This window comes from Leeuwenhoekiella blandensis MED217 (assembly GCF_000152985.1).
Classification (GTDB): Bacteria; Bacteroidota; Bacteroidia; order Flavobacteriales; family Flavobacteriaceae; genus Leeuwenhoekiella; species Leeuwenhoekiella blandensis.
Window position 1 is genome coordinate 3,686,339 of the sequence record NZ_CH672395.1, and the last position, 20,970, is coordinate 3,707,308.

20 protein-coding genes are annotated in these 20,970 nt (G+C 39.8%); 5 read left to right on the forward strand and 15 right to left on the reverse strand.

All coding sequences use genetic code 11. The features are described from left to right. Positions 1–7: 7 nt before the first annotated feature. The 3 genes from MED217_RS15840 to arsM are packed head-to-tail and all read left to right on the forward strand — an operon-like array spanning position 8 to position 3,149. Entirely contained in the window at positions 8–1,345 is a 1,338-nt protein-coding gene (locus tag MED217_RS15840; RefSeq protein WP_009781561.1) for an SLC5/6 family protein, read from the forward strand. Further along, on the forward strand, positions 1,327–2,154 hold the full coding sequence (locus tag MED217_RS15845; RefSeq protein WP_009781562.1) for a metallophosphoesterase family protein: 828 nt from the start codon (positions 1,327–1,329) through the stop codon (positions 2,152–2,154). The genes MED217_RS15840 and MED217_RS15845 overlap by 19 nt, the downstream gene beginning before the upstream one ends. A 26-nt stretch (positions 2,155–2,180) precedes the next feature. Next, positions 2,181–3,149, forward strand: coding sequence for an arsenosugar biosynthesis arsenite methyltransferase ArsM (gene arsM / locus MED217_RS15850; RefSeq protein ID WP_009781563.1), 969 nt, complete (start codon positions 2,181–2,183; stop codon positions 3,147–3,149). A gap of 70 nt (positions 3,150–3,219) precedes the next feature. Here arsM and MED217_RS15855 read toward each other — a convergent pair whose 3' ends face one another. The 8 genes from MED217_RS15855 to MED217_RS15890 all read right to left on the reverse strand — a co-directional run bounded on the left by MED217_RS15855 (position 3,220) and on the right by MED217_RS15890 (position 10,322). Continuing rightward, positions 3,220–3,609, reverse strand: coding sequence for a hypothetical protein (locus tag MED217_RS15855; RefSeq protein ID WP_009781564.1), 390 nt, complete (start codon positions 3,607–3,609; stop codon positions 3,220–3,222). 108 nt (positions 3,610–3,717) lie between these two features. Further along, positions 3,718–4,647: a GTPase Era gene (gene era / locus MED217_RS15860; protein ID WP_009781565.1), complete on the reverse strand. Its 930-nt coding sequence runs from the start codon at positions 4,645–4,647 to the stop codon at positions 3,718–3,720. Between the two features lie 171 nt (positions 4,648–4,818). Beyond that, on the reverse strand, positions 4,819–5,571 hold the full coding sequence (locus tag MED217_RS15865) for a head GIN domain-containing protein (RefSeq protein ID WP_009781566.1): 753 nt from the start codon (positions 5,569–5,571) through the stop codon (positions 4,819–4,821). An 86-nt stretch (positions 5,572–5,657) separates the two neighbouring features. Then, positions 5,658–6,122 (reverse strand): hypothetical protein, encoded by a 465-nt coding sequence (locus MED217_RS15870; protein WP_009781567.1) that lies wholly within the window; start codon positions 6,120–6,122, stop codon positions 5,658–5,660. Between the two features lie 160 nt (positions 6,123–6,282). Next, complete coding sequence (locus tag MED217_RS15875; RefSeq protein WP_009781568.1) at positions 6,283–7,503, reverse strand: tetratricopeptide repeat protein; 1,221 nt, start codon at positions 7,501–7,503, stop codon at positions 6,283–6,285. A gap of 23 nt (positions 7,504–7,526) precedes the next feature. Continuing rightward, positions 7,527–9,002: a M56 family metallopeptidase gene (locus tag MED217_RS15880; protein ID WP_009781569.1), complete on the reverse strand. Its 1,476-nt coding sequence runs from the start codon at positions 9,000–9,002 to the stop codon at positions 7,527–7,529. Positions 9,003–9,004: 2 nt separating this feature from the next. Then, positions 9,005–9,364: a BlaI/MecI/CopY family transcriptional regulator gene (locus MED217_RS15885; RefSeq protein WP_009781570.1), complete on the reverse strand. Its 360-nt coding sequence runs from the start codon at positions 9,362–9,364 to the stop codon at positions 9,005–9,007. Positions 9,365–9,524: 160 nt separating this feature from the next. Next, positions 9,525–10,322: a DUF2797 domain-containing protein gene (locus MED217_RS15890; protein ID WP_009781571.1), complete on the reverse strand. Its 798-nt coding sequence runs from the start codon at positions 10,320–10,322 to the stop codon at positions 9,525–9,527. Positions 10,323–10,421: 99 nt separating this feature from the next. Between MED217_RS15890 and MED217_RS15895 the strand changes: the two genes are divergently transcribed. Next, entirely contained in the window at positions 10,422–11,945 is a 1,524-nt protein-coding gene (locus tag MED217_RS15895; protein WP_009781572.1) for a GH3 auxin-responsive promoter family protein, read from the forward strand. A 253-nt stretch (positions 11,946–12,198) separates the two neighbouring features. Continuing rightward, positions 12,199–13,053: a TolB-like translocation protein gene (locus MED217_RS15900; RefSeq protein WP_009781573.1), complete on the forward strand. Its 855-nt coding sequence runs from the start codon at positions 12,199–12,201 to the stop codon at positions 13,051–13,053. A 115-nt stretch (positions 13,054–13,168) separates the two neighbouring features. On the opposite strand, the gene clpX is transcribed toward MED217_RS15900, so the two are convergent. The 7 genes from clpX to MED217_RS15935 all read right to left on the reverse strand — a co-directional run bounded on the left by clpX (position 13,169) and on the right by MED217_RS15935 (position 20,968). Then, positions 13,169–14,401: an ATP-dependent Clp protease ATP-binding subunit ClpX gene (gene clpX, locus MED217_RS15905; RefSeq protein ID WP_009781574.1), complete on the reverse strand. Its 1,233-nt coding sequence runs from the start codon at positions 14,399–14,401 to the stop codon at positions 13,169–13,171. A 45-nt stretch (positions 14,402–14,446) separates the two neighbouring features. After that, positions 14,447–15,121 (reverse strand): ATP-dependent Clp endopeptidase proteolytic subunit ClpP, encoded by a 675-nt coding sequence (gene clpP / locus MED217_RS15910; protein WP_040532964.1) that lies wholly within the window; start codon positions 15,119–15,121, stop codon positions 14,447–14,449. Between the two features lie 151 nt (positions 15,122–15,272). Then, positions 15,273–16,595: a trigger factor gene (tig, locus tag MED217_RS15915; RefSeq protein ID WP_009781576.1), complete on the reverse strand. Its 1,323-nt coding sequence runs from the start codon at positions 16,593–16,595 to the stop codon at positions 15,273–15,275. 95 nt (positions 16,596–16,690) lie between these two features. Further along, a complete protein-coding gene (locus MED217_RS15920) occupies positions 16,691–17,032 on the reverse strand; it encodes a phage holin family protein (RefSeq protein ID WP_009781577.1) in 342 nt (113 codons plus the stop codon). A gap of 125 nt (positions 17,033–17,157) precedes the next feature. Beyond that, positions 17,158–18,648, reverse strand: coding sequence for an SGNH/GDSL hydrolase family protein (locus tag MED217_RS15925; protein ID WP_009781578.1), 1,491 nt, complete (start codon positions 18,646–18,648; stop codon positions 17,158–17,160). Between the two features lie 12 nt (positions 18,649–18,660). After that, complete coding sequence (locus tag MED217_RS15930) at positions 18,661–19,923, reverse strand: OmpP1/FadL family transporter (RefSeq protein ID WP_009781579.1); 1,263 nt, start codon at positions 19,921–19,923, stop codon at positions 18,661–18,663. 274 nt (positions 19,924–20,197) lie between these two features. Continuing rightward, positions 20,198–20,968, reverse strand: a complete 771-nt coding sequence (locus MED217_RS15935; protein WP_009781580.1) for an alpha/beta fold hydrolase — start codon at positions 20,966–20,968, stop codon at positions 20,198–20,200. Positions 20,969–20,970 lie beyond the last annotated feature (2 nt).

Below are 20,970 nucleotides of genomic sequence, written 5' to 3' on the forward strand. Positions count from 1 at the left end.
TACCAATTTGGATATAGCAATTTGGCAGTGGATCTTGATCATCGCGTCTAGCGTGACGCTCTTTTTCCTTTCGCCTTTGGCAAAAACAACCGATGATTTTTTTAAAGCGACGCATCGCAAGAAGGCGCCCAATACCCTTATGCTTACCGGTAGTTTGATCATTTCTTGGATCTTTGCCAAGAGTATTACCAATGCGGCCAATCTGGGATTGGAATTTGGCATTGTGGGTGGTGTTGCTTATGCCGCATACTATTTCTCGTTTATAATGGCGGGTATTATCATTTATTCGCTGCGTACGCGTGGTGGCTTTACCAGTTTGCATCAGTTTCTTACCTCGCGCTTCGGTAAAAATGCAATGCGTGTGTTTTCCGTGTTGATCGCGATACGATTGTTTAATGAGGTTTGGAGCAATACGATGGTGATCGGTAGTTATTTTGGCGATATTGGCAGCACTCCATATTACGCCTCGATTATTGTTTTTACGCTGTTAACGCTTGCGTATTCGCTAAAAGGTGGCTTGAGCAGTTCGATCTTTACCGATGTTTTGCAGATGGGCCTTTTTGGGATCTTACTGTTTGTAATTTTAGGAAGTATTTATTCATCTACAAACTTTACAGTCACGGACACGCTTCAATCTGGAGTTTGGAGTTTTGATACCGGTTTAAATTTACTCTTTGCTGCGCTTATTCAAAGTTTGAGTTATCCGTTTCACGATCCTGTTTTGACAGACCGCGGCTTTTTAAGTTCGCCAAAAGTCACGCTTAGAAGTTTTCTTTGGGCAGGTATTTTAGGAGCGATCTGTATAGTGCTTTTCAGCATTATTGGGGTTTATGCTAAAGCGATGGGAATGCAAGGCCAGGCGGCTGTAGAAGTAGGAAAAGCTTTTGGTAGCGTGATCTTGTTGATCATCAATTTTATAATGATCACTTCAGCAGCTTCGACTTTAGACTCTACGTTTTCATCTTTTTCTAAACTGGCAGCAGTAGATTTAAAACTAGGTGAAAGCATCAGTTTTGGTCGACTGGCAATGTGTGTACTTGTGGTTCTGGGAACGATCCCTATCTTTTTAGATGCTGAAATTTTATCGGCAACAACCATTTCAGGAACAATGGTTATTGGCCTTACGCCTATATTCCTATTTTGGAAACTCCCCGCTCCCAAACTCAGTTTTTACCTGAGTGTTTTTTGCGGGATCGGTTTTGGGTTTTTACTGGTTTTTAAGCTTATTCCCGATTGGTGCGTTCTAACGGAAGGCCGTTATGCCGAGCTTTTATGGGCCAACATTTGGGCGGCGGGATGTTGTTTAATTTTATATATGATACCGGCATGGATAAAACTGTGGTAGATCTGGGCAACCTTAACGGAAAGGTGCTTTTGTTTGGCGGAGTGTACAGCAATCTTCAAGCTTTAGAAGCGCTGAAGCATATTGCCGAAGCGAAACACATCGCACCACAAAATTGCCTGTGCACAGGGGATATTGTGGGGTATTGCGCACAACCCGAAGAAGTCGTACAACTTTTTAAAATTTGGGGAGCGCAAAGTATTTTAGGTAATGTAGAGATCCAATTGCGAGATGGCGCAGAAGATTGCGGCTGTGATTTTAGAAAAGGTTCGCGCTGTGATGGGTTTAGTCAAATGTGGTTTCCTTATGCACAAAGTAAACTCAGTAAAAGTTCGTTAGATTTTATTGCCACTCTACCTGACCATATACAATTCCGCTTTGCAGATAAAAAGTTCGTGATGGTTCACGGCGACTATTTTAATGTTTCAGAATTTGTTTACAAGTCGACCGAGTGGTCCCTTAAACAGAAAAACTTTGATGCAACCGGTGCCGATGCGATCATCGCCGGTCATTGCGGTTTACCCTTTAATCACAGTAAGAATGAAAATCTCTGGCTCAATCCCGGAGTGATCGGAATGCCGGCAAATGATGGGAGTCCGCACGTGTGGTATGCGATCTTAGAAGAGCAGGATGGGCAATTTGAGTTTACGCATCACACGATGGATTACAATTACAAATTGGCCAACCAACATATGCAAACCGACTTTTTACCGCAGGAATACGCCCGAACCCTGATCACCGGAATTTGGGACAACACCGAAATTTTGCCGGCATACGAAAGCGGCTTGCAAGGTTTTGGCATTCAACTTTAAAGGTATTAATCTAAAAAAACGAAATTATGAGCTATTTAGAAACCACCAAAAATGTATATCGTGACGCTGCACTCACTCCAGATATTGGACTTTGTTGCACCACAAATCCCATTTGGGAATTACCTGGATTGAAAATCCCTAAGATTATGCAAGAGATGAATTACGGCTGTGGAAGCACCGTAAATGCGCGTGATCTTACTAATGATCCAAGGGTTCTTTATGTAGGCGTAGGCGGGGGAATGGAGCTTTTACAATTTGCTTACTTCTCGCGCCAAAAAAGCGGCGTGGTAGGCGTTGATGTGGTGGATGAAATGCTCGAAGCTTCGCGTAAAAACTTTGAGGAAGCTGAAGAGTTGAATCCTTGGTTCAAGAGTGAGTTTGTAGATCTTAAAAAGGGAGACGCGCTTCACTTACCTGTGGAAGACAACAGCATCGATGTAGCAGCTCAAAATTGTCTCTTCAATATTTTTCAAGCCGAAGAATTGAAAAAAGCGATTGAAGAAATGTACCGTGTACTGAAACCTCACGGCAGACTCGTAATGAGCGATCCTACTTGTGAGCAGGAAATGAATGAAACGCTACGCAACGACGAGCGCCTACGTGCATTATGCCTAAGCGGAAGTTTACCCATAAAAGAATATGTAAAAGCACTTACTGATGCCGGTTTTGGCACTATCGAAATCCGTGCGCGCAAGCCGTATCGCATTCTCGATCCTAAAAACTACCCGACAGACGAACTCATCTACATCGAATCGATTGAGGTGGCAGCGATTAAAGATCCTATGCCCGAGGATGGTCCGTGTATCTTCACCGGAAAAGCTGCCATCTATTACGGCGCAGAAGATTATTTTGATGATAAAAAAGGCCACGTTTTATTGAAAAACCAACCATTGGCCGTGTGCGATAAAACCGCCGGTGCGCTTGCTGCTTTGGATCGTGACGATATATTTATTAGTGAAAGCACTTTTCACTATGACGGTGGCGGATGCTGCTAACCGCCGGCTTGCAGCCATAGATAAAAATAAAAAGCCCCGCGATGCGGGGCTTTTTTAAATTCATTTATTTCTACAGATCAAAATCGAAAAAATAAGCCTTCTCTTGCTTAGAATCATACCAAAAATATTTGTTATAATTTTTACCATTGGTCCAACTATACTTTTGCAGTTCTACAATACGTTGTTTATCCCACCAATGAAAATCGTGCTGGATATTGAAAGCATTATCTGAATTAGTAGTGTCTATTTCGAAGTTATGAACTTCAATTATTTTTTGTGCGGTTTCTTCGTTACAATTGAAAGAAAACATATAATCTGAATCGATTCCAATGACGTCGTCAAAACAATAAATATTCTTTACATCGTCACTCAACTTGACTTTTAAAAATTCTTTAAAGCGTCTTTTATTGGCTGGAGTATCACTCAATTCAGAATTAAAAGTAGGAAACAACTCATCCAAAAATTGTTCTTTCTTTTGGCTAAGCTTATCACAGGATAAGTTGCAACTAATTAGAAAAAGGCAAAGAAGATATGTGAATAAGGATTTCATTGATTTTTTTATCATCCATTACTTCCCATTGTATCCAAAGCGACGCAACTCGCGCTCGCTGCTGCGCCAGTCTTTGTTGACTTTTACATAGAGTTCTAAATGCACTTGTTTGCCAAAGAAAATCTCGAGATCCTTTCGAGCTTCTACGCCTATGCGTTTTAGCGCCGCACCTTTATGACCGATGATGATTCCCTTTTGACTATCGCGCTCCACCATAATGATGCTGCGCATTCTAATGATATTTTCTTCTTCAACAAACTCTTCGGTATCGATCTCTACAGAATACGGAACTTCTTTTTTGTAATGCATCAAGATCTTCTCGCGAATGATCTCATTTACAAAAAAGCGCTCGGGTTTATCGGTCAACGCATCTTTTGGGTAAAATGGTGGCGACACCGGTAAAGCATCAAGAATACGATCAAACACCTGACTTACACCAAAATCTTCCAAAGCTGAAATAGCAAAAATCTCTGCATTCGGAACCTTTTCTTGCCAATGCGTGCGGCTGGCTTCAAGCAGCTCTTCATTACCTTTATCGATCTTGTTGATGAGCAGCAACACCGGAATATCAGTATTGCGAATTTTATTGAAGAAGTCTTCGTCTTTCAACTCTTTTTCGCCCAACTCAACCATATAGATCAACACATCGGCATCCTCAAAAGCCGACTTTACAAAGTCCATCATCGACGCTTGCAGCTCGTATGCGGGTTTTATAATTCCCGGAGTATCGCTAAAAATCGCCTGAAAATCATCACCATTCACGATACCTAAAATACGGTGGCGCGTAGTTTGCGCTTTTGAAGTTATGATCGAAAGGCGCTCGCCCACGATCGCATTCATCAAGGTAGATTTACCCACATTTGGGTTTCCGATGATGTTTACAAAACCAGCTTTATGCGGTTTGTTTTCGGCTTCAGATTGCAATGGATTATTATTTTGAGCTTCCAAGATTGAGGTATTTTTGAGGTTTTAAGCTGCAAAGATACGGTTTAAAATCAGCGTTTGAGATTTTGTGAGGAAGGGAAAATGTGAGTATCCCGTAATCAGAGATTCAAGATTTTGAAATGGATGAAATTTGTGAGATTTCCGCCTTTGCGGAAATGACTAAAGCGCTTCGCACTACTCAAATATTAATCGACCGGTATAAGTCTCCTCAACCTCAACAATGGGCGGACGGTTGACTGAAATTAAATCACCCGTGCTTAAAACACTTCCGCGCAAGGACTGAATGGGATTTACGATCACTTTATTGGTTCCGCGGTGATAGATATTGGCATTTTGAATGGCAAAATTTTCACCTTCAAAACGAATATCGCCTTCAAGAAATTCAATAGTTGCTGTTTCGGCTGCACCGGAAATAAAGAAATTGCTGAGTCCGTTTGCCGTGATGTTGAGCGTATTCACATCAAGCTCCAACCTAAAATCACCGTCTTTATGATAAAAGTCTTCTTCTTCAACATCTTCGCTGGTCAGGGTTAACGAGTCAAAAGACAATACGCCATCGCTTTGCACTTCATATCCTGAAGCATTACGGATTTCGGTCAGCTCTGGAGTCGTTACATAAACTTTGCTGATGTTGTAGTCGCGCACGAGATTGCAGCCGTTGTCGTTAAACAGTGTAAGAACACCATCGGTAACGCTTACTTCGATATCATCGACCAGATTTTCACCTGTGGCAAGTACTACTTTTTGCGTCTCTCCCTGTTTTACAATAAGCTGCAAACGCTCTTCAACAATGATCTTAGAAAATGCTTCTACCGGGATTTCGTGCTCGATGCGTTCCCCTTCTGCCTGAAAACAATTGAGTCCCTTTTCTGAGTTACAGGAGAGAAAAAAGATAAGGCTAAAAGATAGAAGCAGGTAATTTTTCACTGACAAGAGTTTCTGTGGAATTATTATAATGCAATTTATAGTTTAAAATCTGGCTGATTCTAAATCAAGGAATTTTAATTTTGAAATTAACGCTTTAATCCTATTATCGGAAATGTAATCAAAACATCTACATTTTCTCCATTATGCTTACCCGGAATAATTCCTTTAAGTTTCTTAAGCGCCATTATTGCCGATAATTCAGCCTCGGGAGAACCACCCTCAGCAACAATAAATACAAAATCTCCTTCAGAATCTATTTTACATCGAATATTAAGTTTGTATTTCCCTGGGATGGAAATGGTGCTATCATCAAAATATTTTGAAACCCCAGAAGCTAGAAATCTTGAAAAACAAATACGTTGCTCTTTTCTTGAGTCTTCTTTCAAACACCTTTTAGTTGCAGCACTATGATCTAAATCCTGATTTTTAACCGCTATGCTATTCTTCATTTCTTCAAGAATTGCTTCCAGATCAAAATTTTCGGACTCAAAGTCTTTAGCTTGAATAATCTTTGCTTCTTCCCCTTTTCCTATAGAAACGCTTTGAGACAATACATCAAAGAAAGGAATTAATAGAAGTATGGCGAAAATTGTCTTCCTGCACACAGTTGAATAGTTTCATCAAACATAAACATCTCAATTACAAAAACCTACTAGTTTTTTGTAAGCAATTTCAAATACTATTGTTTTGTATACTCAGCATCGGCATTGCTTATTCTTCCTCTTCGCCTTCAGCCATAAAGATCTCTTCATTAAGCTTATCTCGACGTTCTTGAGCAAGCCTTAAGACAGGGTCATATTTAGCATACTCGCCTTTCTCGTATTTTTTAATAAAGTCCTCGTAGAGTTTGAGCACCGCCCGGCGGTCTTCATAATAATTGTCTGCGATAATGGCTTTGGTATATTCTGCGTTTTTATTTTCGGGTTTCTCTTCTAAAGACCGGTTGACGTACTTCATGGCGTTTTTCCAGTCTTTCTTCATCTCATACGTACGCGCCAAAGTATAATACTCTTCATCAAGCGGAAGATCTTTATATAAAACGGCAAACAACCCGTGCGTTTCAGCCGATTTTAGATCGGCAGTATGATTGTACAATTTGGCAAGTGTCGCGTGGAGATACCAGTCTTCTGGAGAAAACTTTAAAGCTCCCAGATATTGTTCAACAGACTTCTCATATTTGCGCTTTTTATAATACAAATTCCCTAGTTTTTCTCTGATGAATTGGGTGTCTTGCCCAAGCGCGAGTAATTTCTCAAACCACTCGATGCCTTCTTCATTCCATCCTTTGTAATAATAACTTTGCGCAAGTGTGCTGATGATCTCAACATTGGTGGGATAACTTTCTAGAGCTTTAAACGCCAGTCTTTCAACTACGGGATAATCCTTCCGTTTTAGATACGAGGTAGCAACTTGAGCGAGTGCTTTTTGATGGGTACTGTCTAATGCCACAGCTTTTTCATAGTCTTCTAAAGGTTTATGCACTTTTGCTATTTTTTGCTTCAGAATACTATCAGGTTCTTTTATTGAAATTGTGCTGGGACGATTTTCATTAGCCCTTCCGCGCTGGTAATAAAAGTCTGGATTGGTTTGATAAACTGAAATTAAAGCTGAAAAAACACTATCTGCTTCTTTAAATTGACGTTTGGTGATAAGCAGTTTTCCATACTCATTCATCGCGATAACCTCATCTGTACTTGTTGCTGCCAATTTATAATTGGTCAGCGCGTCATCCAGAGTTCCTTTTGCCTGATGGGCCCGTGCCAACTTTAAATAGACCTGCTCGTTTTTATTAGCAATTTGCTCATATTGCGCAATGGCCTTGCTGTAGTTACCCACGGCATATAAACTATCTCCAATGGCCAAAGCCGAAACTTCTTGTGCTTCGGCCCGGCTGGCTAGTACTAAAAATAAAAATAAATAAAAACTGCGCATGGAGCTGTTTTAGGGTTTTAAATCTACTGTGTTTGAAAAATAATAGGCAATGAATACAGTACATTTACTGCCTCTCCACGCTGTTTGCCCGGAGTCATATTGGGCAAAGTACTTACGACACGTATAGCCTCCTCTTCTAATTTAGGATGAGGTCCTCGAGAAGCTACATCGGTAACTCGACCATTTTTATCAATTTTAAAGCGCACATAAATCCTGTTGATACCCTTAAGTCCTAATTCTTTACCCAATTTGGTATTAAAACTTGTATTTACGTGTCGAGCAACTTGTTCAGACATGCATTTTTTACGCTCCTCATTGGTTTGCAGACTTTCACATCCCGGGAAAACCGGTACTTCATCTACAACGGCATAAGGAACATCATTAAGTACTTTTTGACTTTGAGTTTCTACCACTTCAATGACCTCTATGCCTTCTCCCACAAGAGCCTCATCTAGCATAACATTATTAGGTTTTGATGGGGCTGGTGGAGGAGGTGGTAAAGCCTTTTGATTTGCCTTCTTAAAAAGATTACTTACAAGTTCACGTTCTTCTGTACTTATCTCTTCTTTAGCGTCCAAAGTTGCCTCCAGATCTGCTACTTGCTCTTCAAGGGTAAGTGCTGCTTTATTTTCGGCAAGGCCGTTGTCATCGGTACATCCTACGTAGGTTAGAATTCCCGCAATGATGGGGATCAGGACTAAGTATTTGAGCCCGGCTCTTTGTTTACTTTGTTTTTGTAACATAACTATTCGTTTTTTGATTAATGAATGATTGAAAAATGTATTGATGAATGAAATATGTTGCGTACCAAAAGCAGTATTTAATAACTGATTGTAATAGGCTTTCATTTCGGTTTTGCGCATTGCCTGAGCATCTGCGATAAATTCGTGTATTTCAGCTAGTTTATTTTGATAGATATACACCAACGGATTGAACCAAAACACCACACGCATCAACTCAAATAGCATCAAGTCGAGACCGTGCCAGTGTTTGAGATGCACCTCTTCGTGCGCCATAATGTGCGCTTTCGCTTCAGCATTGATATTTTCACCAATAAAAATGGTTCCCATAAACGTAAAAGCGGCATCGCTGTTGGGTATGGTGATCATCTTAGGCGTTGTATCATTTTTACGCTTAAACCTAAAGTAGCGCTGAATCTCCTGATATTTTCTGAACAGCATTCCCGTGCTGAAAAACACGCCGGCTGCATAAAGTAATAGATAGATACTCCAGTCTGTTTCTTGTGGTACCGGTGCAGCTGCGACCTCACTTGCTTCGGCAGTTACCACCACTTCTGGTAAAAAGAATATGTTTTCGCGCAGCGGAATTTGATTCTGAAACAATTCAAATTGCATAAAGGGCAATAAAAAGGCCAATAGCGCTGTGCTTATCAAATAAATTCTATTGATATTGAAGAAGGTTTCTTTGCGAAACCAAAGCTGGTACACAGCTAAAAACAAGGCCTGAAAAACAATAACTTCGAGTATATATCTTACCATAACTAGTCGTCTTTATTAATTTCTTTTAAAATAGATTCGAGTTCACTCGCGCTCATTTCTTTCTTTTTCACAAAGAAGGAAACCATGCTTTTGAAGCTTCCGTTAAAATAATCATTGACCATTTTAGACATCGAAGCACTGCTGTACTCTGATTTTTTCACTAACGGAAAATAAATATGACCTCTACCCTGCTTCTTAAATCCTACAAACTCTTTGGTCTCCAGAATACGTACGATTGTTGAGACTGTATTATACGCCGGTTTTGGCTCAGGCATCACCTCTAGCATCGCTGCTACATTGGCTTCACCAAGATCCCACAGGATCTGCATTACTTCTTCTTCGGCTTTGGTTAACTGTTTCATAATTTACTGTTTAGGGAATTAATTTTGCGTGTTGAACATTTCAAATATAACTAATTAATTAGTTAAACTAACAAATTAGTTAATTAATTTTCATAAAAAATCCTGTAGACCAGTATTTACAAGACCTACAGGATGCTATTTTTCCTGACTTACCAGGGCTTTACGCCGAAACACCGATACTTACAACATAACCTTCCCAGTTACGCACATTAAATACCGTACCATCTTCAAAAATGAGGTACTGCCCTTTTATTCCTTTTAAAACACCCTGATACTCTGGGGTCTTTTCAAGATTTAAACTTTTCAGTTTTTTAGGGTATTGCAACACCGGGAATTCAATATTGGTTTCCTGATTGCTGGCGATGTAGTACTCTAGTGCCTCCTCTGGAATGTATTGTTTTAAGGCATCACGCTGCTCAACAAGATTCTCATCTTCGATCTCATTCTTGAGCATTTTGCGCCAGTTGGTTTTATCAGCTATATGTTCTTTAAGAGCGACTTCGGTGATTCCTGCCAAATACCGGTTGGGAACCTCAACGATCTCAATCGCTTCGTGCGCACCTTGATCTATCCAACGCGTAGGAACTTGGGTTTTGCGCGTTACGCCCACTTTTACATTACTGCTGTTTGCGAGATATACAATATGCGGCTGTAATTGCACTTTTTTCTCATACTCCAGATCGCGATCTTCCTGATCCAGATGCGCCTTACTCAGCTCAGGTTTCATAATCCAGTCGGCTGCTTGTGGCACTTTATAAAAGTCTTCGTAGCAATAACCTTGGCGATATATCTTCTTATTAAGACCACATGCGAGGCATTGATATTTTAAAAATTCGATGCGTATTTCTTTATCCAAAAGCTGGTTTACGTGAATAAAATCATCTTCAAAAACCAAATAATATTGCACCGGATTTTGGAGTTCGGTTTGCATTTTGGTGAGTACGCCTTGGTATTGCATAAAAGTGAAGGATGTTGAATTAATTCGATTTAAAAAAAGTATTTTTAGGCGTGATTTTTTATCAATCCTAATAAACTAGAGCTCAAATATACTAACAAAATGCCGATACCCTTAGTCAATTCTATCGCCAGCTGGTTTCTCAAAAAGCGTATTCACCAGATGGAATTGTTTCTAAAATATCCTCACGAAGTTCAGAATGAATTGTTGCTGAAGTTAGTACACAAAGCAAAAAACACAGAGATTGGTAAAAAATACGGGTTTAAGGATATTCGTTCCTATAACGATTTTGCCCAACAAGTCCCTATCACCAATTATGAGGCTTCACACGAAATGATCGAGCGCGCGCGTCGTGGTGAAAGCAATATCTTTTGGCCTTCGCCGGTTAAATTGTTTGCGCAGAGCAGCGGTACCACCAATGCAAAAAGCAAGTACATTCCTGTAAGTCCGGAAGCGCTAGAAGATTGTCACTATGCTGCAAGTAAAGACTTGCTTTGCGTATACCTCAACAACAACCCAGACTCTCAATTATTTACGGGAAAGAGTTTGCGTCTGGGGGGAAGCAAAAAACTTTATGAAAGTAACGGCACTTCGTATGGTGATCTTTCGGCAATACTGATTGACAATATGCCGTTTTGGGCAGAATTCAGCAGTACGCCCGGTAATGAAGTTTCACTTATGAGTGATTGGGAAGTAAAGATGCAAGCGATCGTACAGGAGACCATTCAGGAAAAAGTGACGAGTCTTGCAGGTGTGCCCTCATGGATGCTGGTGCTTATCAATAATATTTTAGAATCTACCGGTAAAGAAAGTCTTTTTGAGGTTTGGCCCAATCTGGAGGTTTACTTTCACGGCGGGGTGAGTTTTGAACCTTACAGAGATCAATACCGCAAAGTATTACCGCGTCACGACTTTAAATATTATGAGATCTATAATGCTTCTGAAGGCTTTTTTGCGCTTCAGGATAAAAATGGGAGGAGCGATCTTTTATTGATGCTGGATTATGGGATTTTCTACGAATTCATCCCAATGAACTGTTACGGAGAACCCGACCAGAAGATCATTCCGCTTAGCGAAGTTGAAAAAGGAAAGAACTATGCGATTGTGATTACCACAAACAGTGGTTTGTGGCGTTACCGCGTGGGAGACACGGTACGGTTTACCTCTATCGATCCCTATCGCGTACGCGTAAGTGGCCGTACCAAACATCACATCAATGCCTTTGGCGAAGAATTAATTATCGAAAATGCCGAAGAAGCCCTTAAAAAAGCTACAGCACTCACAAACTCTGAAATTGTAGATTATACGGCGGCTCCCATTTTTATGGACGGAAAAGAAAAAGGTGCTCACGAATGGTTTATTGAGTTTAAAGTGGCTCCTAAGAATCCGGAACAATTCAACCATATATTTGATAAGGCTTTGCAAGAGATCAATAGCGATTATGAAGCTAAACGTAAAAACAACATGACATTAAATCCCCCTACAATTCATTATGCACGAACCAATCTTTTCTACGATTGGTTGAAATCGAAAAACAAACTTGGTGGTCAACACAAAGTGCCTCGACTTAGCAATTCTCGCGAACTTGTTGAAGAGTTACGTGTTTTAAACACAGCTTTTGCTTAAGTCTTCTTCTTTCAAAATTTCACTTTAACGAATTTTCATTCCGCTTTAACTAAAATATTGGCATATGCGCCCAGTCTCCCTTAAATTGGATGCAACAAATCACAACTCAAATTACTCACGCTTTTCGAAGCTTATAGCTTTGACACTGATAGTAACGCTGAAAACAGTGTTACTATCGGGACAAAGCAAACTAAGTCAACAAGACTTAGCATTTTCAAGAGTGCCCTCACCCATTTTATTTGCAAACAGGTATATGTCTAGTGCAGACAATACCTATGCTGTTACAGAATTGAGCTTTAATACAGCAGCTGATGAATATGCTACCTGTATGTATCAAAAAAGCCTTGTGGTAGTCTCTAACCGAAAATTGAACAGACGTACCATTTTAGGGCAAAGTGACTATAAACTTCTGGGCTTTACGCAACAAAAATCGACCTGGAGTGTTCCTTATCTTTTGCCCGGGGTTTTTACCGGTAAGACCAATCACGGCGGAATCACATTTAACAAAAACGGAACTCAAGTATTTTTTACCAAAACACTTTCTACCCCAAATACCTACGCGCTATTTACTGCTCATAAAAGCACCAGTTATAACCATTTATGGCGCGATGAAAAACAAATTATAGTAGCCGCCTCAGGATTTTCTATTGAAAACCCTTGGCTAAGTACCGATGGAAAGCTTCTGTACTTCTCCAGTAACATGCCGGGTGGTTTTGGCGGATATGATCTATATGCGGTTCAGGTTTTCAAAAATGGAGTGATTGGGAAACCTTATAATTTAGGCGCACAAATCAACTCGAGCGCTAATGAGAACTTCCCGAGTTTGAATCCTGACAACACCCAACTTTATTTTGCTTCAGACCGCAAAGAATCTATAGGTGGTTATGATATTTTTTATGCGTTTACCGATACCAAATCCTACAGCGCACCTAAAAATATGGGCACGACTATAAATTCTTCTTCTAATGAGATACGATTCATTCCCACAAGCTCGACTTCGGGCTACTTCAGCTCTAATAAAAATTCGTTAAGCAGAACAATGAACGTTTATGCTTACGAAAAAGTAGCAGCAGCTGCAGAATTTTCAACTAGTTCACAGCAAGACTAAAAGGCTTAGTAAAAAATAACTTTTTGATTTTAAGGTTAGTTTTGGATATTGAAATTTTTAGCGACAAAAAAAGGCCCGGAAAATTCCGAGCCTGTCCTTTTCTATTTCGAACCCATTAAGAAACTGCTTTCAGCTTTTTAATGGTTGATTTCTCTAATTTAAACTCTGCGTATTCTTTATCTACCTTAAAACTGTTCAAATCTGAACTTGGCAGATCAAACATCGCATCGGTAAAAATCGCTTCACATAAAGAACGTAATCCACGAGCACCCAGTTTATATTCAATTGCTTTATTTACGATATAATCTAAAGCCGGACCTGTGATCTCAAATTCAATATCATCCATCTCAAAGAGCTTCTCATATTGTTTGATGATCGCATTTTTAGGTTCAGTAAGAATTGCTCTTAAGGTTTTAGCATCTAAAGGATCCATATGCGTAAGTACCGGTAAACGCCCAATGATTTCCGGAATCAATCCAAAATCTTTCAAGTCTTTAGGAATGATGTATTTTAAAAGATTCTCACGATCTATTACATCTTCACTCATACTTGCACTAAAGCCTACCGCTTGCATATTTAAACGCTTGCTGATCACACGTTCAATACCATCAAACGCACCACCGGCTACAAACAAAATATGCTCGGTATTCACCTCGATAAACTTCTGGTCAGGGTGCTTACGACCACCTTTAGGTGGTACATTAACCGTTGTTCCTTCAAGAAGCTTCAATAAAGCCTGCTGAACACCTTCTCCGCTCACATCACGTGTTATGGAAGGATTATCACTTTTGCGTGCGATTTTATCAATCTCATCGATAAATACGATTCCGCGTTGCGCTTTTTCAAGATTATAATCTGCAGCTTGTAATAGCCGCGTTAAAATACTCTCTACATCTTCACCTACATAACCTGCTTCAGTAAGCACTGTTGCGTCTACGATCGCTAATGGCACATTGAGCATACGTGCAATAGTTTTTGCCATCAGGGTTTTACCCGTACCGGTTTGCCCAACCATTACAATGTTACTCTTTTGTATCTCTATATCATCTTCAGTTTCTGGCTGTAATAAACGTTTATAATGGTTATAAACCGCCACGGCCATAACTTTTTTGGTATAGTCCTGACCAATGATATACTCGTCTAAAAAGTCTTTAATCTCTTTAGGTTTTTTTAAAGTGAGATCACCATCTAGTCCATTCTTATCAGACTCTTTTGCCTCTTCAAGCACGATCCCGTGGGCTTGCTCAATGCAGCGGTCACAAATATGTGCGTCCAAACCTGCAATAAGCAAGTTGGTTTCAGGCTTTTTTCTGCCACAAAATGAACATTCTAATTCTTCTTTCGCCATAATTCAATCTTTTGGGTATTCAACAACTTAAAAAAGTTGGTTTACTTAATCTCTCGCGAGGATCTCGTCTATCATTCCATATTCTAAAGCTTTATCAGCTTTCATCCAGTAATCGCGATCACTATCTTCATACACCTTATCATAGGTTTGACCAGAATGCTTCGCAATAATATTGTAAAGCTCTTCTTTTAAGGTAAGAATTTCTTTAGCTGTAATTTCAATATCGCTTGCTTGTCCTTGTGCTCCACCCATAGGCTGATGAATCATCACACGAGAGTGTGTTAATCCACTGCGTTTTCCTTTAGCTCCGGCGCACAATAAAACCGCTCCCATAGAAGCCGCCATACCTGTACAAATCGTCGCAACATCTGGCTTAATAAATTGCATGGTATCATAAATCCCTAAACCGGCATAAACACTACCACCCGGTGAATTGATATAGATCTGAATATCTTTTGAAGCGTCTGCACTTTCTAAAAACAACAGCTGTGCCTGTACAATATTTGCAACCTGGTCGTTAATCCCGGTTCCTAGAAAGATAATGCGATCCATCATCAAACGTGAAAAAACGTCCATAGCAACAGCATTCATTTGACGTTCTTCGATAATATTTGGAGTAAGACCTACAGGATACATGCTGCTTACGATTTTATCATAGTACATGCTATTTATACCCTGATCTTTGATCGCGTATTTTTTAAATTCGTCTGCGTAGTTCATAGTATTTTTTTCAAGTTCTTGAAGTGCTAAGCACTCCAAAATAAAAGTTCATTAAAAAAGGTGTATTAAACACCTTACTAATTTTTAAGTAAAAAGGCGTTTCAACATACCGTTAAAACGCCTTAAAGATACTATATAAATTAGAGAATTACTAGTTGTAAACTTCTTTGACAAACTCGTCAAAAGTCACTTCTTTCTCTTTTAATTTTACATTCTCTTTAAAGAAATCAAGCAATTTTTTATTCATCAACTGCTCAGATAATCTTTTAACTTCGTCTTGATTGCTCAAAATACGTGCTGCAATACCTTCAAGCTCTTCGTCTTTAGGATCGTTTTGGCCAAACTGCGCCATCTGTGCTTTGATCATTTCTTTTGCATAAGCTTTGATCTCTTCAAAAGTGATTTGTAGCTCGTTATCTGCGATGATCTTACCTTCGATCAACTGGTAACGTAAGCCTTTTTCAGAACGCTCGTACTCTTCAACAGCCTCTTCAAAAGTCAGCTCCTTCTCTCCACTTCTCTGAATCCATTTCTTTAAGAATTCAGCAGGAAGATCAAATTCTGTATTCTCGATCAATCTTTCGGTTACATCATTAAGCAACTGCTGATCGCTTTGTTGCTTGAATTGATTTTCACCTTCTTCTTTAATTTTTTCTTTAAGCTCAGTTACCGATGTGATCACACCAGGACCATAAAGTTTATCAAAAAGCTCCTGATCTAGATCTGCAGGCTCTCTGCGGTTTACTTCTTCAATAGTAAAAGAAACTTCAAGATTTTTCTCTTTTGCTTCTTCTTCTGAAAGACCAAGGAATGAACGGTAGTCACCGGCTTCTTCAAAAAGACCTTTTGTTGAAACGGTAACGGTGTCACCCACTTTTGCTCCAACAAATGCTGAAGTATTTGCTTTACCTTTAAGCTTAGCTACTTCAAACATAGTTTTCTTTTCAAACTCAGCCTCTTCATTTACAAAACTACCAGAAACCTCATCATCGTTCTCAACCTCTTGCTTGCTGGTGATTTTTCCGTATTGTTTTTGAATCGTAGTGATTTGATTGTCTACCATTTTATCGTCAACAACAATCGTATAGCTTGTGATCGCTTTTTTAGGCTGAAGATCTACTTCAAACTTAGGCGCAAGACCTAATTCAAATTCAAAGGTATAATCACCTGCATCCCAATTAAGATCTTCTTGGTCTTTAGGTAACGGATTACCTAAAACATCAAGCTTCTCCTCGGTAAGATATTTTTGCAAACTGTCTTGCAAAAGCTTGTTAACCTCATCTACCAAAACGGCCTTACCATACTGCTTTTGCACAAGCCCCATTGGTACGTGACCTTTTCTAAAACCAGGAATGTTTGCAGACTTTCTATAATCTTTAAGTACTTTTTGTACTTTCTCATTATAGTCGTCTTTTGCAATATCTACCTTAAGTACTGCATTTAAATCATCAATATTCTCGCGTGTAATATTCATCTTCTAGTGATATTTTCCTATAAAATTTGGAGTGCAAAAGTACATCTTTTTTATATCTACGCAAAGTTTATAAGCGTTTGGTATTCAGCAAGCTTCTAATCCTCTTTTATTAGCGCAAAAAGCATAGACTGAAACAGCGATAGCAACAAACTAAAAATCAATGCCCACCAGATGCCATCAACTGCAAAACCACCTACAAAATAGTCTGCGATAAGTATGATGATCGCATTGATAAAAAGCAGAAAAATCCCAAATGTTATTATGGTAATAGGTAGCGTGAATATGATCAAGATAGGTTTTACAATAAGCCTTAATAGCGCAAGAACAATAGCCACAATAAAAGCGGTGAAGAACGAAGTCACTGCTACTCCGGGCAGCAAATACCCTAGAATGATCACAGCCAGCGCAGTAAGTAAAAGTTTTATAAGCGTTTTCATAGATTTATATTTAGTATAAAAAGAAGTTGAAAGCTAAAAGCATTGCTGTTCCCTCACGAGTAAAAATAAAAAAATCGCCACCGGAAACCGATGGCGATTTATATAAAGTAAACTTAATGTTTTACCTAGTTACTGATGTTTACCGTACCATAACTACCAATATTCACGGTAGGAATGGTTGAACCGTACATTTCATTAATTGCAGCAATTGCTTGATTTGCTAAATAGGCATATCCTCTTGGCGTAGGATGCACCCCGTCTAAAGAAAAAGCACCACCGGTTGCAAAAGTCGAAGTCAAGGTTCCCGCATCGTAAGAAATTCCACTTGAAGCCAGTTGATTCAAAATCGCACGTGCATCAACAAAAGCCAAACCGTTTGCTTGAGCCACAGCTTGAATGGTCGCGTTGTATGAAGTTTGTGCTGCAACTACTGCAGCCTGCTCTTCAGGAATTAAAACATCTGCATCACCTAAAGGCACTCCAACTCCTATCACAGAACTTGGATTACTAGGATCTGCAAGGGTACCTAAAGTACTAGACGCAGTCAAAACGATTAAATCTTCAGGAGTTGCTTGTCTAATATTTGGTAGCGTTCCACCGGCAGGATTTGGCAATGTGGTTAGGTTTTCATCTTCAATAACCACAGCATTTTGTCCTTCTTGAAAGTTGATTGTACGTGCATCACGCTCTTCCGGAGTAATGACGCCTAAAGCAGCATACTGCGCAAGACCTCCATTGTATTGTGCATAAGCTTGGTTTACTCCTGCAGCTGTTGCAGCATCTAAAGGAATTGCGTTATAAGGTACAGTAGTGAAAAATGGAATTGAAGTCACATCTGGAATATTAAAAACCACTCCACCAGAAGCAGAAGCCGCTAACGCCTGAACTTCCTGACTGTAAACACTTGCAAAAACGTTAGGATCTGTAATATCATTAGGACCATAGCTAGACGGATCTAAATTTCCTGTACGATCTACTCCTGTTCCACCACTTGTCGCATAGCTTAAGATATCATTATTCCCAATCCAAAGTGAGAAAAATGACGGACTTTGTGCCGCTGCGTCACCGATGATGGTTGCGTCTGCAGCTGATGCAAAACGCACAAAATAAGGATTAGAAGCTCCGGTCAAAACTCCGCCGATATTTCCGTAACCCGGTGCTACCAAATGAAAACTCTTTGCTCCGGGAACCCCCATATTATTGAAAGAACCCTCAAGACCATTGGCAATATCTGTAGTCGCTGTACCTTGAAGACGCACAGGTCCAGGGTTTCCATCAGCATCTACAGCTAACACAAAACGGTTGGGCTGAATCTGCGTTCCGTTTGCTAAAAGTCCACCTGTATTATCATCAACAAGCGGCTGTGTAAATTCGCCTCCACCTGCTAAGGCAAACTGCCCTGCAAGAATGTTAGGTAAACTATTTTGCTGCCCTGTGACATAGAGTGCACCATCAGCATAACCCGCAGTCAAGGAATTTCCTACAGCCACATAATTTGAAAGATCTGCAGAACCACTGGAGTAAACTCCGCCATCTTCAATAGGATTGTCTAATTCTGCCTCACAAGCTGTTAAAAGCACGGCTGACAAAGCCATATATTTAATATAATTTTTCATCGTCTAGCTTTTTTAAAGTTTATAAGTGAGTCCTATTCCCGGTACAAATGCACTTGATTTGTATGTTCCACCAAAAGAAGAACCGTCATCTACATAATCATAGGATTCATTAACCTCTTTAAATCGAACATACAAGAACGAAGCATCTATTGCGAAACTATTTGAAATCGCATACGAGAGTCCTGCTGAAAAACCGTTGCTATCATTACGTGGGGTTTCTGGCGCAAAATAACCGGATTGTACCGGAGACTCGTCAAAGTAGTATCCTGCACGCAGCATAAATTTCTCACTCGCAGCGTAACCAAACCCAAACTTATAGATTGAAGAATCTTGGTAATTACGAGGATTAATAGACTCAGAACCATCTGCAAATACGATATCAAGATCTTCATAAACGCTCCAGAAAGTACGGGTGTAATCAAAGTTGACAACCCATTTATCTTTGCTGTAAGAACCACCCACAGTAAGTTCTGCAGGAAGCGGAAGTGACGCATTAAAGCCTTGAGTACCGTTAGAAGGTATTCCTGTTCCACCTACAACTATTGGCTGCCCACTGTCATTTGGGAAATTGGCAAAAGTTGCTGTACCGTCTTCTGACTCTAAAATGATCTCTGAACGATAGTTTGCACCAAACGTTAGATTGTCGCTTGCTCTAAACATCGCGCTCACCGAATATCCCCAATTGGTAACACCACTATCATCGATAGTAACATTAGAACGGTTTCCTTCTAGATCTGTAAGGAATCGATTTGCGTTTCGGTTAAAGTTTACATTACCGGTCACAAAGATCGGCCCACCACCTACGCTGAATTTATCACTGATCTTAAACGACACCAACGGCTGAATAAAAACTGCAGCCAGTTCAATGTTATTCACGAGATGCGAACCTGCCCAGTCTGTAGGCCATTCTACCGTACTACCATAAGGCGTATAAACAGCAAGACCCAGGCTCAAATTTTCATTTAATGTGTAAGACCCATATAAGTAAAAGGGCGTTCCCATTGGGCTATCGGTATTGGCAAATTGACCTGTGCTTTCATTTTGCCAAGCGACACTAGAAAAAACGCCAAAACCACCGGCTGAGGCATTTATCTTGTTTTCTAAATACACTAAACCAGCAGGGTTAAAAAACGCTAATTCTGCGCTATTTACATAAGCCACACCGGTATGCCCCATCGCGAGGGCGCGTTGTCCTTGCAGTCCAACTCTATAACCTCCCGCAAACGTTATCGCTGAGGCTAATAAGAATAAAGACGTTACTAAAACTCTCTTCATACTTTAAAAGGGTAAAATTATAATTTAATAATTGAGGTGAATTTTTTTAAGAATACATCAAAAATAAGGCATTTTTATTGTGCATGCATAATAAATTCTACAAACAATGTTATAAAAATTTATTGAGTTGCAATACGATTTACGCCGATTTTATGATTCAAAGCCTACTAATTCGTTTAAGTATAGCGCTTCGTTATCACAATCGAAGAATTCTTTTAAACCAATCACCAATTTTAAGCGGCGAATATAACTTTAAACCGCAAAACCAAGTGGTTTATCGTAGAAAATTCATCACCTCAGCAAAAAAATCTTTGGGATTCTCAGCGTGCAACCAGTGACCGGCATTAGCAATTCCCTTTATTTTTGCATTTGGAAAGTGAGCTTCGATCAAAGCTGTATCCTCTTTGGTGATATAATCAGACTTCAATCCGTTTAAGAAAAGGGTTTGCCCTTCATAAACCGTTTGTGTAGGTAAAGCTTCGCCTATTGCCTCAACTTGATCTGTAAGCACGGGCAAATTCACGCGCAAGGCCAAGGTTTTATCTTTTTGCCAATACAGGTTTTTCAATAAAAATTGACGCGTTCCCCAATCCTTAATGTACTGCTCTAAAAACGCATCTGCCTCACCTCGTGATTTTCTTGCCGCTTCATTTTCAGAAAGCGCATTTAAACCTTCCAGAATTTTCTGATGATGTGGTGCGTAATATTTGGGAGCAATATCGGCAACAATGAGTTTGTCTAGTAATTCAGGATAACGCATTGCAAATAGCATGGCGGTTTTACCTCCCATCGAATGCCCTAAAAGAATGATCTTTTCCAGATTATGCGCCGCGCAATACTCCTTCAAATCTTCTGCTAAAACTTCGTAATTAAACGTATCGCTATGGAAGCTTCGCCCGTGATTGCGTTGGTCTACCAAATGTATCTCATAGCCTTCTTCGGCAAATTGATTGGCTAAGGTTTTCCAATTGTCTCCCATTCCTAAAAAGCCGTGCAAAATCACAAATGCCTTTCCTGAACCGGTAATACTGCTGTGTAACGTCATAA